The organism is Herbidospora yilanensis (assembly GCF_001570565.1).
GTDB classification, from domain to species: domain Bacteria; phylum Actinomycetota; class Actinomycetes; order Streptosporangiales; family Streptosporangiaceae; genus Herbidospora; species Herbidospora yilanensis.
Map to the genome: position 1 here is coordinate 302,538 of NZ_BBXE01000016.1, position 14,210 is coordinate 316,747.

General features: G+C 69.5%; 13 protein-coding genes. 11 read left to right on the top strand and 2 right to left on the bottom strand.

The window, feature by feature from the left end; genetic code table 11:
• Window positions 1-73 precede the first annotated feature (73 nt).
• Window positions 74-2,302, top strand: coding sequence for an Orn/Lys/Arg family decarboxylase (locus AW273_RS09520; protein ID WP_062347291.1), 2,229 nt, complete (start codon window positions 74-76; stop codon window positions 2,300-2,302).
• On the opposite strand, the gene AW273_RS09525 is transcribed toward AW273_RS09520, so the two are convergent.
• Window positions 2,267-3,916 (bottom strand): alpha-keto acid decarboxylase family protein, encoded by a 1,650-nt coding sequence (locus tag AW273_RS09525; protein ID WP_062347293.1) that lies wholly within the window; start codon window positions 3,914-3,916, stop codon window positions 2,267-2,269. The two genes, AW273_RS09520 and AW273_RS09525, sit on opposite strands and share 36 nt — an antisense overlap.
• A 154-nt stretch (window positions 3,917-4,070) precedes the next feature.
• On the opposite strand from AW273_RS09525, the gene AW273_RS09530 reads away from it, so the two are divergent.
• On the top strand, window positions 4,071-4,901 hold the full coding sequence (locus AW273_RS09530; RefSeq protein ID WP_062347295.1) for an undecaprenyl-diphosphate phosphatase: 831 nt from the start codon (window positions 4,071-4,073) through the stop codon (window positions 4,899-4,901).
• Here AW273_RS09530 and AW273_RS37820 read toward each other — a convergent pair whose 3' ends face one another.
• A complete protein-coding gene (locus AW273_RS37820) occupies window positions 4,902-5,075 on the bottom strand; it encodes a hypothetical protein (RefSeq protein ID WP_198168070.1) in 174 nt (57 codons plus the stop codon).
• Between the two features lie 134 nt (window positions 5,076-5,209).
• Here AW273_RS37820 and AW273_RS09535 point away from each other — a divergent pair, with 134 nt between their 5' ends.
• The 9 genes from AW273_RS09535 to AW273_RS09575 all read left to right on the top strand — a co-directional run bounded on the left by AW273_RS09535 (window position 5,210) and on the right by AW273_RS09575 (window position 14,202).
• Window positions 5,210-5,575, top strand: coding sequence for a MarR family winged helix-turn-helix transcriptional regulator (locus AW273_RS09535; protein ID WP_439648620.1), 366 nt, complete (start codon window positions 5,210-5,212; stop codon window positions 5,573-5,575).
• Window positions 5,576-5,588: 13 nt separating this feature from the next.
• Window positions 5,589-6,320: a precorrin-6A synthase (deacetylating) gene (gene cobF, locus AW273_RS09540; RefSeq protein ID WP_062347299.1), complete on the top strand. Its 732-nt coding sequence runs from the start codon at window positions 5,589-5,591 to the stop codon at window positions 6,318-6,320.
• A gap of 66 nt (window positions 6,321-6,386) precedes the next feature.
• On the top strand, window positions 6,387-7,832 hold the full coding sequence (gene argG / locus AW273_RS09545) for an argininosuccinate synthase (RefSeq protein WP_062347300.1): 1,446 nt from the start codon (window positions 6,387-6,389) through the stop codon (window positions 7,830-7,832).
• A 128-nt stretch (window positions 7,833-7,960) separates the two neighbouring features.
• The gene (locus AW273_RS09550; protein WP_157555660.1) at window positions 7,961-9,283 is read left to right on the top strand and encodes a serine hydrolase; all 1,323 of its coding nucleotides are present in this window, start codon (window positions 7,961-7,963) and stop codon (window positions 9,281-9,283) included.
• Window positions 9,284-9,321: 38 nt separating this feature from the next.
• Complete coding sequence (locus AW273_RS09555) at window positions 9,322-9,696, top strand: hypothetical protein (protein ID WP_062347304.1); 375 nt, start codon at window positions 9,322-9,324, stop codon at window positions 9,694-9,696.
• A gap of 84 nt (window positions 9,697-9,780) precedes the next feature.
• Entirely contained in the window at window positions 9,781-10,299 is a 519-nt protein-coding gene (locus AW273_RS09560) for a hypothetical protein (RefSeq protein ID WP_062347306.1), read from the top strand.
• Between the two features lie 68 nt (window positions 10,300-10,367).
• Entirely contained in the window at window positions 10,368-11,513 is a 1,146-nt protein-coding gene (locus tag AW273_RS09565) for a cytochrome P450 (protein WP_232327235.1), read from the top strand.
• A 27-nt stretch (window positions 11,514-11,540) separates the two neighbouring features.
• Complete coding sequence (locus AW273_RS09570; protein WP_062347310.1) at window positions 11,541-12,137, top strand: copper resistance CopC family protein; 597 nt, start codon at window positions 11,541-11,543, stop codon at window positions 12,135-12,137.
• Between the two features lie 94 nt (window positions 12,138-12,231).
• Window positions 12,232-14,202: a bifunctional copper resistance protein CopD/cytochrome c oxidase assembly protein gene (locus tag AW273_RS09575; RefSeq protein WP_062347312.1), complete on the top strand. Its 1,971-nt coding sequence runs from the start codon at window positions 12,232-12,234 to the stop codon at window positions 14,200-14,202.
• Window positions 14,203-14,210: the final 8 nt, after the last annotated feature.

Consider the following 14,210-nt stretch of genomic DNA (forward strand, 5'->3'; position numbering starts at 1 on the left):
CAGGTGCTTGATCAAAGGCTCGTCACTCTGTGTAATTGATTGGTCGCACGTCCCCTCGACCGTGGAGCGCCGTATGGAGCGAATGGTTCTGGCCGCCGTCACCGAGCATCCCGACGCCGACACCGCACTGGCCGGGCAACTCCGCCGGGTCTGTGCCGCGATGAGCGAACAAGGGCTCCAGGCTCGCTGGACCTACCGCCCCGACGACGCCCTGGCCGTCATCGGGTCGGACGCCTCGCTCACGGCGGTGCTGGCGGCCTGGGACGCACCCGGGGCCGAAGACCTCCTCCGCGCCGTGGCCGGCCGCTTCCGCAGCCTGCCCGTCTTCCTGATGACCCAGGACCAGGAGCTTCCCCTGTGGGTCTACGAGGTCATCCAGGGTTACGTCTTCCCGCTGGAGGACACCCCGCAGTTCATCGCGGGCCGCATCGCGCACGCCGCCGAGCAGTACGCCGACACGATCCTCCCGCCGTTCTTCCGCGCCCTGCGGCGGCTGCAGGACCACCACCGCTACTCCTGGCACACCCCGGCGCACGCCGGTGGCGTCGCGTTCCTCAAGTCTCCCGTGGGCAGGGCCTTCTTCGACTTCTACGGCGAACGCCTCCTGCGCACCGACCTGTCGATCTCGGTCCCGGAGCTGGGCTCGCCCCTCGACCACACCGGCCCGATCGGCGAGGCCGAGCACAACGCCGCCCGCGTCTTCGGGGCCGACCGCACGTTCTTCGTCGTCAACGGCAACTCCACCGCCAACCGCATCGTCGGGCACCACGCCATCGCCCGCGACGACACCGTGCTGGTCGACCGGAACTGCCACAAGTCCGTCCAGCACGCCCTCGCGATCAGCGGCGCCCGGCCCGTCTACCTCGTGCCCGAACGCAACGGCCTCGGGCTGGCCGGGCCGATTCCGCCGAAGGCGCTGGAGCAGGCCGCCGTCCGGGCGCGGGTGGCCGATCATCCGCTCGCCTCCGGGGAGCCCACGTACTCGGTCGTGACCAACTCCACCTACGACGGCGTCTGCTACGACGCCATCAGGGTCGCCGAGCTGCTCGGGGCGAGTGTGCCGCGTGTGCACTTCGACGAGGCGTGGTTCGCCTACGGGCGGTTCAACCCGCTCTACGCGGGCCGTTACGGCATGGCGGTCGACGTCCACACCCTGCCGGGACCCGACCGGCCCACGGTCTTCGCCACCCAGTCCACGCACAAACTGCTGGCCGCGTTGTCGCAGGCCGCGATGCTGCACGTCCGGCCGGCGCCCCGGGCGCCGGTCGACTACGACGCGTTCAACGAGACCTACCTCATGCACGCCTCGACCTCGCCGCTCTATCCGATGATCGCTTCGCTCGACGTCGCGGCGGCGATGATGGACGGCCCTTCGGGGACCTTCCTCACCCAGGAGGCGATCGTCGAGGCGGTCCGGTTCCGGCAGGCGATGACCCGGCTGGCCGCCCGCATCCGCGAAGAGGGCCGGCGGCCCGAATGGTTCTTCGGCGTCTGGCAGCCTCCCGCGGTCGCCGACACCGATCTCGCCCTGCTGTGCGCCGATCCGCGTTACTGGACGCTGGAGCCGGGGGCCGCCTGGCACGGCTTCGACGGGATGGCCGACGGATACGCCCTGCTCGACCCGATCAAGGTGACCATCACCTGCCCGGGCGCCGACGCGGCCCAGGGCACCCTCGACTGGGGCATCCCGGCCCGGGTCGTCGACGCCTACCTGCAGCGGCGCGGCATCGTGGTGGAGAAGACCGGCGACCACACCCTTCTGGTGCTGTTCTCCATGGGGATCACCAAGGGCAAGTGGGGCACCCTCATCGACGCCCTGACCGACTTCAAGCACGCCTACGACAACGACGTGCCCCTGGCCGAGGTGCTGCCCGGTTTCGGGCCGCCCTCGGTCTCGCTGCGGAAGTACTGCGCCGACGTCCACGGCATGCTGCGCGAGTCGGCGGTGGGCGACCTGCTCGACCAGGTCTTCACCGACCTGCCCGAGCCGGTGTCGACCCCCGCCGACTGCTACCAGGCCATGATCCGGCGGCGCACCGAACGGGTCCCGCTGGCCAAGCTCCCCGGACGGGTCGCCGCGGCCACCGTCGTCGTCACCCCTCCCGGCATCCCCATGCTGATGCCGGGCGAGGCCGCGGGCGCGGCCGACGGGCCGCTGATGGCCTACCTCCGCGCGCTCGAAGACTTCGACCGGGCCTTTCCCGAGCTCGCCACCGACATCCACGGCGCTCACCGCGACGGTGACGGGCGCTACTGGATCGAGGTCCTAGCCGGAGTAGAGCGTCTCGATGCTGGCGTGTAGCTGCTCGGCCAGCGGCGGCGCGGTGTACGGGTCCGTCACCACCTCGATGTAGCAACCGCCCTTGGCCGACTGGGCCGCCTCCATGGCCCGGTCGAGCTCCGCCAGGGTGGTGACCCGGGCGGTCTGCCAGGCCTCGCAGCCGAACACCGTGGGCAGCTCCGAGTAGCGCCACTGGCCGAGGTCGTTGTAGGCGCTGTCGGGGTCGCGGCAGAGCAGGCGCTCGATCAGGTAGCCCTTGTTGTTGAGGACGAAGACGATCGGGCGCAGGCCGTACCGGCCGAAAACGCTCAGTTCCTGGACGGTGAGCTGGTGGGAGCCCTCGCCGGTGATCAGCACCACCCGCCGGTCGGGTGCGGCGAAGGCCGCCCCGACCGCGGCGGGGGTGGCCCAGCCGATCGAGCCCCACATGGTCTGGTTCTCGAACGCGACGTGCTTGGGCAACCGGGCGAAGGCCATGCCCAGCGACGGCGTGCCGGTCTCGGCCACCAGGATGTCGCCTTCCTTCAGGAACGACTCCCAGCGCGGATACAGCGTCTCGGCGGTGATCGCGTCCTGGCCGCTGCCGCGGACCGGCTCCATGCGGGTGACGTCGACGCCCGGCATGGGCCAGTTCCGGTCGGGCAGGTCGCTCGTCAGGGCGGGCAGCAGGTCCTTCATCTCCACGCTCTGGTAGGTCAGGCCGTCGACCTGGGTGTGGTGGTGGCGGATGTCGACGACCTTGGCCGGGTCGAGGTCGGCGGTGAAGGCGCCGCTGTTGAAGTCGTGCATGAGCGCGCCGATCATGATCACGACGTCGGCGTCCTCGACGAAACGGCGCACGCTCTCGTTCATGAGCCTGCCGTCGTACATCCCGGCGAAGGCCGGGTCGTCCTCGTCGAGGATGCCCTTGTCGGCCACCATCGTGGCGAAGGGCAGGCCCGTGGCGTCCAGGAACGACCGCAGCTCCTCGCCCAGCCCGGCGCGGACGGTCAGCAGCCCCGGCAGGACACAGGCCGTCTCGGCCTTGCCGAGCATCCGGGTGACCGTCTCGACGACCGCCTCCACCTGAGCGGGGTCGCTGGCCGGAGGCGGCAGCGGCGCGGCCTGGCTGACGATCGGCATCGAGGCCATGTCGGCGGGAAAGGCGAGGTAGACGGGCCGGCGGTGGTAGAGCGCGGCCCCGATCAGCCGCTCGATCTCGGCGGCGGCGTTCTGCGGGGTGAAGATCGCGCCGGCGCACACGACCGGCTCGGACATCCGCCGGAACAGGTCGAACTCCCCGTTGCCGAGCGTGTGGTGGATCAGCGAATGATGAGCCTGTACGGGCATCTTCGGCATCCCCACCAGGTGGAACACCGGCAGATGGTCGGCGTACGCCCCCGCGATGCCGTTGATCGCGCTCAGCTCGCCGACGCCGTAGGTCGTGCAGACGGCCCCGGCGCCGTTGACGCGCGCGTAGCCGTCGGCGCTGTAGGCGGCGTTGAGCTCGTTGCAACTGCCCACCCATTCGACGTCCGGGTGGGCCACGATGGCGTCGTCGACGGGGAACGCGTAGTCCCCCGGAACGCCGAAGACGTGGCGCACGCCGATGTCCCGCAGGCGGTTCAGGACGTGCTCGATCACTGTGATGGCCATCGGACTCCCCCTTGTCGTCTGCCAACAGGGGGAAGCCTGCCCAGTTAAACGTGGCGAATCACCATAAAACGGGCAGTGGTCTTCGTGGGTACGGCGGTTCTCCAGATCCGCTAGCCTGGCCGCTCCACCACTTGAATAGAGGAAAGGTGCGGTCGTGATCGGCTGGTTCGAAGCGGTCATTCTCGGGCTGATCCAAGGGCTCACCGAGTTCCTGCCGATCTCTTCCAGTGCCCACATCCGCGTGGTGTCGGCCTTCGCCGGCTGGCCCGACCCGGGAGCGGCGTTCACGGCGGTGATCCAGCTCGGCACCGAGGCCGCCGTGCTGATCTACTTCCGGAAAGAGCTCTGGGAGATCATCTCCACCTGGACACGCTCGTTGTTCGACAAGTCGCTGCGCGACAACTGGGCCGCCCGCATGGGGTGGTACATCATCGCCGGCACCCTGCCCATCGCGGTCCTCGGCCTGGTGCTGAAAGACCAGATCGAGACGGTCTTCCGCGATCTGCGCATCGTGGGCGTCACCCTGATCGTCTTCGCGCTCATCCTCTGGTGGGCCGACCACACCGCGCGCAACACGTTGTCGCTGCAGACCCACCTCAACTTCAAGCACGCCCTCGGCTATGGCTTCGCCCAGTCGCTGGCGCTGATCCCCGGCGTCTCCCGTTCGGGCGGCACGGTGACCGCGGGTCTGCTGCTCGGCTACCGGCGTGAAGACGCGGCCAAGTATTCGTTCCTGCTGGCCATCCCGGCCGTGCTGGCGTCGGGCGGGCTGGAGTTGTTCGAGATCGGCGAGGGGCAGGCGCCCGCGTGGGGGCCGACGATCCTGGCCACGGTGATCTCGTTCTTCGTGGGCTACGCGGCGGTGGCGTGGTTCCTGCGCTACATCAGCACCCACCGGTTCACCCCGTTCGTGATCTACCGGATCGTCCTCGGGGTGTTCGTCATCCTGTCGGTCAGCATGGGGTGGATCCCCGCGCAGGGCTGATCACGTCTCCATCGCCATCACGATGACGAGCCCGACGAGGTGGATCAGCACCACGAACACCATGAAAGCGACGAACAGCCACTTCGCCGGGCCGTGCTCGAAGGTCTTGTCGTCCTTCAGCGGCGGGCGCTTCGCCTGGCGGTCGGCGATCCGCTCTTCCAGGGGCTTTCGCATCAGGGCCGTCCTCGGTCGGGTAGTGCGCTAACATTTAGTGTACTAATCATTAGTGTACTCAATGGGGTGACGTCATCGATCCGCTGTCTCTGGAGAACCAGGTCTGTTTCGCCCTGGCCGTCGCCTCCCGGTCGGTGATCGCGCTCTATCGGCCGGTGCTGGAGCCGATGGGCCTGACCCACCCGCAATACCTGGTCATGCTGGCCCTGTGGGAACGCGCGCCGCTGTCGGTGAAAGACCTCGCCGGGCTGCTGCAACTGGAGCCGGCCACGTTGTCGCCGCTGCTCAAGAGGCTGGAGGCGGCCGGCCTCGTCGAGCGCCGGCGCGGCACCGCCGACGAGCGCTCCCTGGCCGTCACGCTCACCGATGACGGCCGCGCGCTCCGCGCCCAGGCCGAGAAGATCCCCGCCACGATCGTCGAACGCCTCGGCATGGACATCGCCGAGTTGCAGGACCTGCACCAGGCGCTGACCCGGGTGATCGCCGCCGCGACCCGGTGACACACTCGTCTGTGTGAAACGCCTCCTCCTCATCGGGATCGGCGCCGGAGACCCGGACCATCTCACCCTCCAGGCCGTCAAGGCCATCGCGGCCACCGACGTCTTCTTCATCGTCGACAAGGGTGCGGAGAAGCGCGACCTGACCGATCTGCGCCACCAGATGATCAAGGATCACGCGCGCGAGCCCCACCGGATCGTCACCGCGACCGACCCCGAGCGCGACCGCACCGCCGCCGCCTACGCCGAGGCGGTCGAAGACTGGCGCGAGCGCCGCGGCGTCCTCTATCACCGGATGATCGACGAGGCTCTCGGCGAGGGGCAGATCGGGGCGTTCCTGATCTGGGGAGATCCGGGTGTGTACGACAGCACGCTCGCCGCGCTGGAAGGCCTCCCGGCCGGCGTCGACGTGGAGGTCGTGCCCGGCATCAGCGCCGTCGCCGCCCTGACCGCCCGCCACCGCGTCGGCCTGACGCGGGTCGCCCGCCCCGTCCACCTGACCACCGGCCGCAGCCTCGCCGACGAGGGGCCGAGCGCCGACGACATGGTCGTCATGCTGGACGCCCGCCTCGCCTTCGAGGGCCTCGACGACTTCGACATCTACTGGGGCGCCTATCTCGGCACCCCCGACGAGATCCTGGTCGCCGGCCCGGTCGCCGAAGTCGCCCCCAAGATCAGGGAACTGCGCGCCCAGGCCAGGGAGCGCAAGGGCTGGATCATGGACACCTACCTGCTGCGCAGACGCTGAGACCGTTCCCTGAGCTGGTCGGAAGGCTGATTGCATGGTCATGCATGGGTGTGTATAGTTCTGCTTGTGTCCAAGGTGCTGAATTCCCTCCCTGTCGGTGAACGAGTCGGGATCGCCTTCTCCGGTGGCCTCGACACCTCCGTCGCGGTCGCGTGGATGCGCGAGCGAGGGGCCGTCCCGTGCACGTACACGGCGGAACTCGGGCAGTACGACGAGCCCGACATCGCCTCGGTGCCCGGCCGGGCCCAGGAATACGGCGCGGAGATCGCGCGGCTGGTCGACTGCCGGGCGACCCTGGTCGAAGAGGGGCTCGCGGCGCTGGCCTGCGGGGCCTTCCACATCCGGTCCGGTGGCCGCACCTATTTCAACACCACGCCGCTGGGCCGTGCGGTGACCGGCACTCTTCTCGTACGGGCGATGCTCGACGACGGCGTCCAGATCTGGGGCGACGGGTCGACCTACAAGGGCAACGACATCGAGCGGTTCTACCGCTACGGCCTGCTGGCCAACCCGTCGCTGCGCATCTACAAGCCGTGGCTCGACGCCGACTTCGTCCACGAGCTCGGCGGGCGCAAGGAGATGTCCGAGTGGCTGCTCACCCGTGACCTGCCCTACCGCCACAGCACCGAGAAGGCCTACTCGACCGACGCCAACATCTGGGGCGCCACCCACGAGGCCAAGTCGCTGGAGCACCTCGACACCGGCATCGAGATCGTCGAGCCCATCATGGGCGTGCGGTTCTGGGACCCGCAGGTCGAGATCGCGCCCGAAGACGTGACCATCGGCTTCGAGCAGGGCCGGCCGATCACGATCAACGGCAAGGAGTTCGCCTCGCCGGTCGACCTGGTGCTGGAGGCCAACGCCATCGGCGGCCGTCACGGCATGGGCATGTCCGACCAGATCGAGAACCGCGTCATCGAGGCAAAGTCGCGGGGCATCTACGAGGCCCCCGGCATGGCGCTGCTCCACGCCGCCTACGAGCGCCTCGTCAACGCGATCCACAACGAAGACACGCTGGTCAGCTACCACAACGAGGGCCGCCGTCTCGGCCGGCTCATGTACGAGGGCCGCTGGCTCGACCCGCAGGCGCTCATGCTCCGCGAGGCGCTGCAGCGCTGGGTCGGCACCGCCGTCACGGGCCAGGTCACGCTGCGGCTGCGTCGGGGTGAGGACTACTCGATCATCGACACGTCCGGCCCGTCGTTCAGCTACCACCCCGACAAGCTCTCCATGGAGCGCACCGAGGACTCCGCGTTCGGCCCGCTCGACCGCATCGGCCAGCTCACCATGCGCAACCTCGACATCGCCGACTCCCGCGCCAAGCTGGAGCAGTACGCCGGTCTCGGCATGGTCGGCAGCGCCCACGGCGACCTGATCGCCCTGCAGGCCGCGCCGACCGAGCTGATCGGCGCGATGCCCGAGGGCGGCGCCGAGGCCATCGCCTCGCGCGGCGAGGTCTCCGAAGACGACGCGCTGCTCGACGCGGCGGCGATGGAGTCGGGCACCGACTAGTCACCGATCGTCCGAATCCCTGGCCGGCGGTCTCGCCGGCCAGGGATTCGTCATGTGCGGGACACGGGTGACCTCCACCGACGCGGGTATCCGAGAACGGCACCGACCCATCGACTGGGAGAGACGCCGTGAGGCTCGCACGACTCATGCTTCCACTCGCGCTGCTGCTCAGCGCGTGCGCGACGGCCGAGCAGGCGGCGCCTGCCGTGAGTTCGCCGGCCGTCACGTCGGGGGCGTACACCGGAGTGCCCGTTCCCGGCACCCCCGTCGGCGAGAAGCTGACGTGGTATCTGGGGGCGCTGTCGGCGCTGCCCATCCCGGCCGACCAGATCAACAAGAACTTCGCGCCGTCTTTCCTCGAACAGGTGCCCGCCGCGCAGATCAACGAGGTCAGCGGCCAGCTCAAGGGCCTGCGGCTGGTCGAGATCCAGCGGGCCACCGAGACCGACCTCGTGGCCCTGGTCGAGTCGGGCGGGAACCGGGCGAAACTGACCATGGCCGTCGACCCGTCGGGGAAGATCGCCGGTCTGCTGGTCTCCCCGGCCGACGCGCCTGCCCCGGCGAGCTGGGGTGACATCGACGAACGCCTCGCGACCACGGCCCCGTCGGGCTTCCTCGCCGCGGGTCGGGACTGCGAGCCCGTCCACGGGATCGCCCCAGACCAGGCCCGTCCACTGGGTTCGATGTTCAAGCTGTACGTCCTGGGCGCCGTCGCCCGGGAGGTCAAGGCCGGCCGCCTGTCCTGGACCGACCAGTTGACCATCAGTGACACGAAGAAGAGCCTGCCCAGCGGGGAACTGCAAGACCGTCCCGACGGAACCGAGGTCACGGTCAAGGAGGCCGCCAAGCTGATGATCTCCATCAGCGACAACACCGCCACCGACCTGCTGATCGACCGCGTCGGCAAACCGGCCGTCGAGGCCGTGATCCGCGACTGGTCGTCGAACGCCGACAAGAACATCCCCCTGCTGACCACCCGCGAACTGTTCGTGCTGAAAGGCGCCGACCACCCCGAGTACGCCGAGGGCTTCCTCAAGGCCCCCGACCGGCGCGCCTACCTGGAAGACGTCGTGGACAAGGTCCCGACCAGCGAGGTCACGCCGTGGACGACCCCTCGCGACGTCACCACGATCGAATGGTTCGGCAGCCCCACCGACATGTGCCGCGCCCTGGTCGACCTCCACGGCCTCGGCGGCCCCGAACTGAACGAGATCATGGGCGCCAACGACGCGGGGCTCGGGCTCGACCAGAAGACCTGGCCCACGGTGTGGTTCAAGGGCGGCTCCGAGCCCGGCGTGCTGACGCTCGGCTTCCTGGCCAGGTCCGACCAGAACAAGATCGGCGTCGTGGTGGTCCAGTCCGTCGACGAGAAGAAGGCCCTTTCCGAGGTGGCCGCGGCGACCGAGGTCCTGGCGATCGTCCGGGGAGCCTTCGGCCTCCTTCACAGGTGAGCCCGGGTTTTGTCGGTGCCGGTCGATAGTGTGTTCGTATGAGTTACGCCATCAGCTTCCTGCCGCTGGAGGAGAGGGCCCCGGAGACGGTCGACTACGCGATCTGGTCGACCGTCGCCGTCGCGGTGCGCGACGTGCTCGGCGTGGTGTCCGAAGACCTGCTGAACTGCGAGGTGACCCAGCTCTCCACCGGTCTCATGGTGACCTGTCACCTGGGCCGGTGGAGCGTCACCCTGCCCGGCCCGCCCACCGACCAGATCACGACGTCGCTGCGCGAGGTCGCCGAGATCGTCGAACGCGCGACGGGGCTGACCGCCTACGACCCCCGGCTCGGCACCACGCTCTCGGAGCCCGGCGACTACGCCCGCTCGATCGAGGCCTTCGACGCCGTGGCGGCGCAGCCGGGCGCGTGACGGTGTCAGGCTCGATCGCCGGCCGAGCTGTTTGATCAGCCGGGGCAGCCGAATGGGTGGTGCGCGTGCGATGATTGCGGGGCTATGTCTGCGGCGCTGCCCTTTCGTCTCGCCCGTGCCACGGTGTTCGCCGTGGTCTGTTCGGGGCTTGCCGCCGTCGCCCACACCTTCGCCGGCGGGTCGGTCACCGCTCCGGGGTTGTCCGCCGCGTTCGCCCTCACGCTGGTCGCCGCCTTCCCGCTGACCGCGCGCGAACGCACGGCCGGCGAGATCATGCCGCTGCTGGGGGCCATGCAGGTGCTGCTGCACCTGCTCTTCTCCGTCCTCCACGTCTCCTCGCCCGAACGGCTCGCCGGGCATCTGCACATGCCGAGCCTGAGCATGATCGTCCTGCACGTCTGGGCGGTCGTCGTCACCGCCTGGTGGCTGGGCCGGGGCGAAGAACTGTTCTGGACGCTGCTGCGCCGGCTCGCCGGCCGGATCGTCCCGATCATGTCGCTGCCGCGACCTGTTTCGGTGACAGGCGTTCCCGTGCCGGTCGCACCTGTTGTCGTGAAGAGCACCTCTCGTCATCCTGTCGAAGGGCGCGGCCCTCCTCGTTGAGGCCGAACGCTCCTTCCACCCATGACGATGAGGAACCATCTGTAATGTCCGATTCCGAGTTTCCGCTTGTGCAGTTTCTGCGCGACCGGATGGATCCCATAGCCGAGCTGTCCCAGATCCGGGCCGAACGCGCCGTCCATCCACTGACCATTCCGGGCGGCTCGACGGTCTGGCTGGTGACCCGGTACGAAGACGTACGGGCCGTGCTGGGCGACACCGCGCGGTTCAGCAACGACTTCGGCAACATCACCGGCATGGGGTCGAATCAGGACGACCCGGGTGGCCTGGGCTTCCGCGACCCGCCCGAGCACACGCGGCTGCGCCGCATGCTCACGCCGGAGTTCACGATGCACCGGCTGCGGCGGCTCGAACCCCGCATCACCGCCATCGTGAACGAGCAGCTCGACCTGGTGCAGAAGGAAGGCGCACCGGCCGACCTCGTGTCGTCGTTCGCGTTGCCGATCCCGTCGCTCGTCGTGTGCGAGCTCCTCGGCGTCCCCTACGAGGACCGCTCCGACTTCCTGCGCTTCTCGACCGACCGGTTCGACTTCTCGGCCGGGCCGGAGGCCTCGCTCCAGGCCATCAACGACTCGATGGCCTACCTGACCGAGCTGGTCGCGCGGGAACGCCGCTCGCCCGGCGAAGGTCTGCTCGGGGCGCTGCTGCGGGAACACGGAGACGACGTCACCGACCGTGAGCTGGCCAGTCTCGCCGACGGCCTGCTGACCGGCGGCCACGACACGACCACGAGCATGCTCGCCCTCGGCACTCTCTGGCTGCTGGAGAACCCCGAGTTCCTCGCTCTCGTATGCGACACCGACGACCACATCGACAAGGTCGTCGAGGAGCTGTTGCGTTACATGACCGTCGTCCAGGTCGCGTTCCCGAGGTTCGCCCGGGAAGATCTCGAACTCGCGGGCCAGCCGATCGCGAAGGGCGAGATGGTGCTCTGCTCGCTCTCGGCGGCCAACCGCGACGCGATCCTCGGCGAGGACATGGACACCGCCGATCCGAACCGCCGGGAGCTCAAATCCCACCTGGCCTTCGGTCACGGCGTACATCGATGCATCGGCGCCCCCTTGGCGCGGATGGAAATGCGTGTCGCCTACCCCGCCCTGCTGCGGCGGTTCCCCGGCCTGCGACTCGCAGGCGAGCCCGCGTACCGCCAGGTCGCGATCGTCTACGGCCTCGACTCGCTGCCGGTCGAATGGTGACCTGACTCCATCGGACGGAGTTTTCTCATGCTTTTCCGCAGAACGGCGGCCCTCGTCCTGCTGGCGACCGCCGCGCTCTGGCCCGCTTCGGCGGCGCAGGCGCACGACGTACTGAAATCCAGCAACCCGAAGGAGAACGCCAAAGTCGAGAGCTTGACCGAGGTGGTGCTGGAATTCAGCAACTCGGTGCGGTTCCCGAAGGTCGTCGTCAACGGCCCCGACGACAAGAACTACGCGTCGGGCGAGGCGGAGCGCGACGGCCACAAGGTGATCCAGGCCGTGTCGGGTCCGCTGCCGGCCGGGAAATACGTCATCGCCTACCGGATCGTCTCCTCCGACGGGCACCCGCGAACGGGTGAGGTGCCGTTCACGGTGACCGCCCCGGAGTCCCCGACCTCCGAGCCCTCCGAGGCGGTCGCCGACTCCTCGCCTTCCGCTTCGCCGGAGCCGATCCCCGTCGCGGCCGCCACGCCGCCGTCGGTGGACGTCACCCCGCAGAGCAGCGCCGAAGACGCTGACTCCGGGGGCGGCGGCGGGTTCCTGATCCTGGCGATCGGCGTGGGCGTGGTCGCGGTGGCGGCCGTGGTCATGGCGACGAGACGGAAACCGAACAAGAGCGACTGACGCACAGCACCCCCTGACAGCGCTTCCGACTCGGTAGTGCTCTCACCGGCTTTACCCCGGAAGGCTGGATATGAGGTTCCCCCCACGTGCCCAGGTGACCGTCACCGTCGTCGCGACGGTGACGGTCCTGTTCGCGGTCCTCTGGTACGGCGGCGGGCGTCCCGCCGCGCTCGTCGAAGGGCTGCCCTCGCCCGGTCTCCTGACCGAATGGGGGCTGCCCTTCGTCAGGCTGCTGCACGACGTCTGCTCGGTCGCGACGGTCGGCCTGCTGCTGACGTCGGTCGCCTTCACCCGCGACGAGGCGATCCGCACCTCGGCGCGGCGGCAGGTCGTGTGGTGGGCCTCCGGCTGGGCGCTGACCGCACTGGCCACGATCGCACTGACGTTGTCGGACTTCCTGGGCCTGCCGATCCCCGAGGCCCTGGGCGCGGGGGTGCTGGAGACGTTCGTCCTCTACATCCCGCAGGGCCAGGCGTTCCTGCTCGTGGCCATGATCGCGCTGGTGATCGCGGTCTGCGCGATGCTCCGCGGTGCCGAGCCGGTGCTCCTCGGCGCTGCGGTCTTCGCCGCCCTGCCGCCCGCGTATGTCGGACATTCGGCCTCGGCCGCCGACCACAACCTCGCGGTGTCGAGCCTGATGCTGCACATCGCCGCCGCCGCGATCTGGGTCGGCGGCCTGTACGGCGTCCTCACCTTGGTCAGGCGCGACCGCGACCTGGTGTGGGGGATCCGCCGGTTCAGCGCGGTGGCGCTCTGCGCCTACGCGGCGGTGGGCGCGTCGGGGCTGATCAACGCCTGGGTCCGGCTGGGCGGGCTGACGACGCTGTTCGAGTCCCGGTACGGGCTGCTGGTGCTCGCCAAGATCGCGGCGCTGGCGGTTCTGGGCTGGTTCGGCTGGCGGCACCGGAAGGTGACGATCGCCCGGCTGGAGGCCGCGGCGGCGGACCCGGTGGAGTCGGTCGCCGAGGGGCCGGCTCAGACGGAAGCCCTAGAGGAACAGGTGGACGACGGCGAAGAGTCGTCGGGTGAGGCGGCTGAGCGGCAGGAAGGCGCGGTCGCCGCCGGGCCGGCTCAGGAAGAAGCCGGGGCCGCGCCGCCGCCGCGACTTTCGGCGGCCGCTGTGGAAGGGCGGCGGCCGTTCCTGCGGCTGGCGGCCGTCGAGGTGGCGATCATGACCGCGACCATGGCGCTCGCCGTCGGGTTGTCGCGGACCCCGCCGCCCGCGACCGCCGACGTTCCCAACGTCAACGCGGCCCTCGGCTACCCGCTTCCGTCCATCTCGTTCGACCGGCTGCTCTCCCAGTCGCGCCTCGATCCGATCATCCTGCTCGGCATCGCCGGTCTGGTGATCGCCTACCTGGCCGGCCTGCGCCGCCAGGCCTGGCCCGTCGGCCGGACCGTCGCCTATTTCGCGGGCGTCCTGGTGCTGCTCTACGCCTCGACCGGTGGGCTGTCCGCCTACGGCCCGGCGGTCTTCTCGGTCGTATCGGTCGAATACGCGCTCCTCGGAACGCTGGCCCCGGCCCTGATGGCCTACGGCGCGCCGATCGGGCTCGCCGGAGGGCGGGAACTGTTGCCGAGGTTCCTCGCCAACCCGGCCGTCGCGCTGGCGCTCTATGCCGCGTCGCCGGTCTTCCTCTACGTCCTCGGGTTCTTCGAGCTCGCCCAGTCGAGCCACGCGCTGCACCTGGCGATGGTCGTCGTCCAGGTCGTGGCGGGGCTGGTGTTCTTCGTCGTGGTGGCGGGTGTCGATCCGCTGCCGAGGGCGGTGCACACGTACACGAGGATCCAGCTCGTCGGGATCGCGGTCGCGGTGCAGGTCGCGGTCGGGGTGCTCCTCCTACTCGGGCCGCTTCGGGCCGAGGACTGGTATGCCCTGGTCGCCGTCGACTGGGCGCCCGATCGGGCCGGTGACCAGCGGCTGGGCGCGCTGCTGGCGGCGGGGATCACGCTGACGGTGTTGCTGGCGGTGCTGGTGAGCCTGCTGGTACGCGTCGTCGCGGCCCACCGCCGGGTTTCGATTCTCAACGTGCAAAAGATGGACGATCGTCGGCAGAAGAAGTAACGTCACCC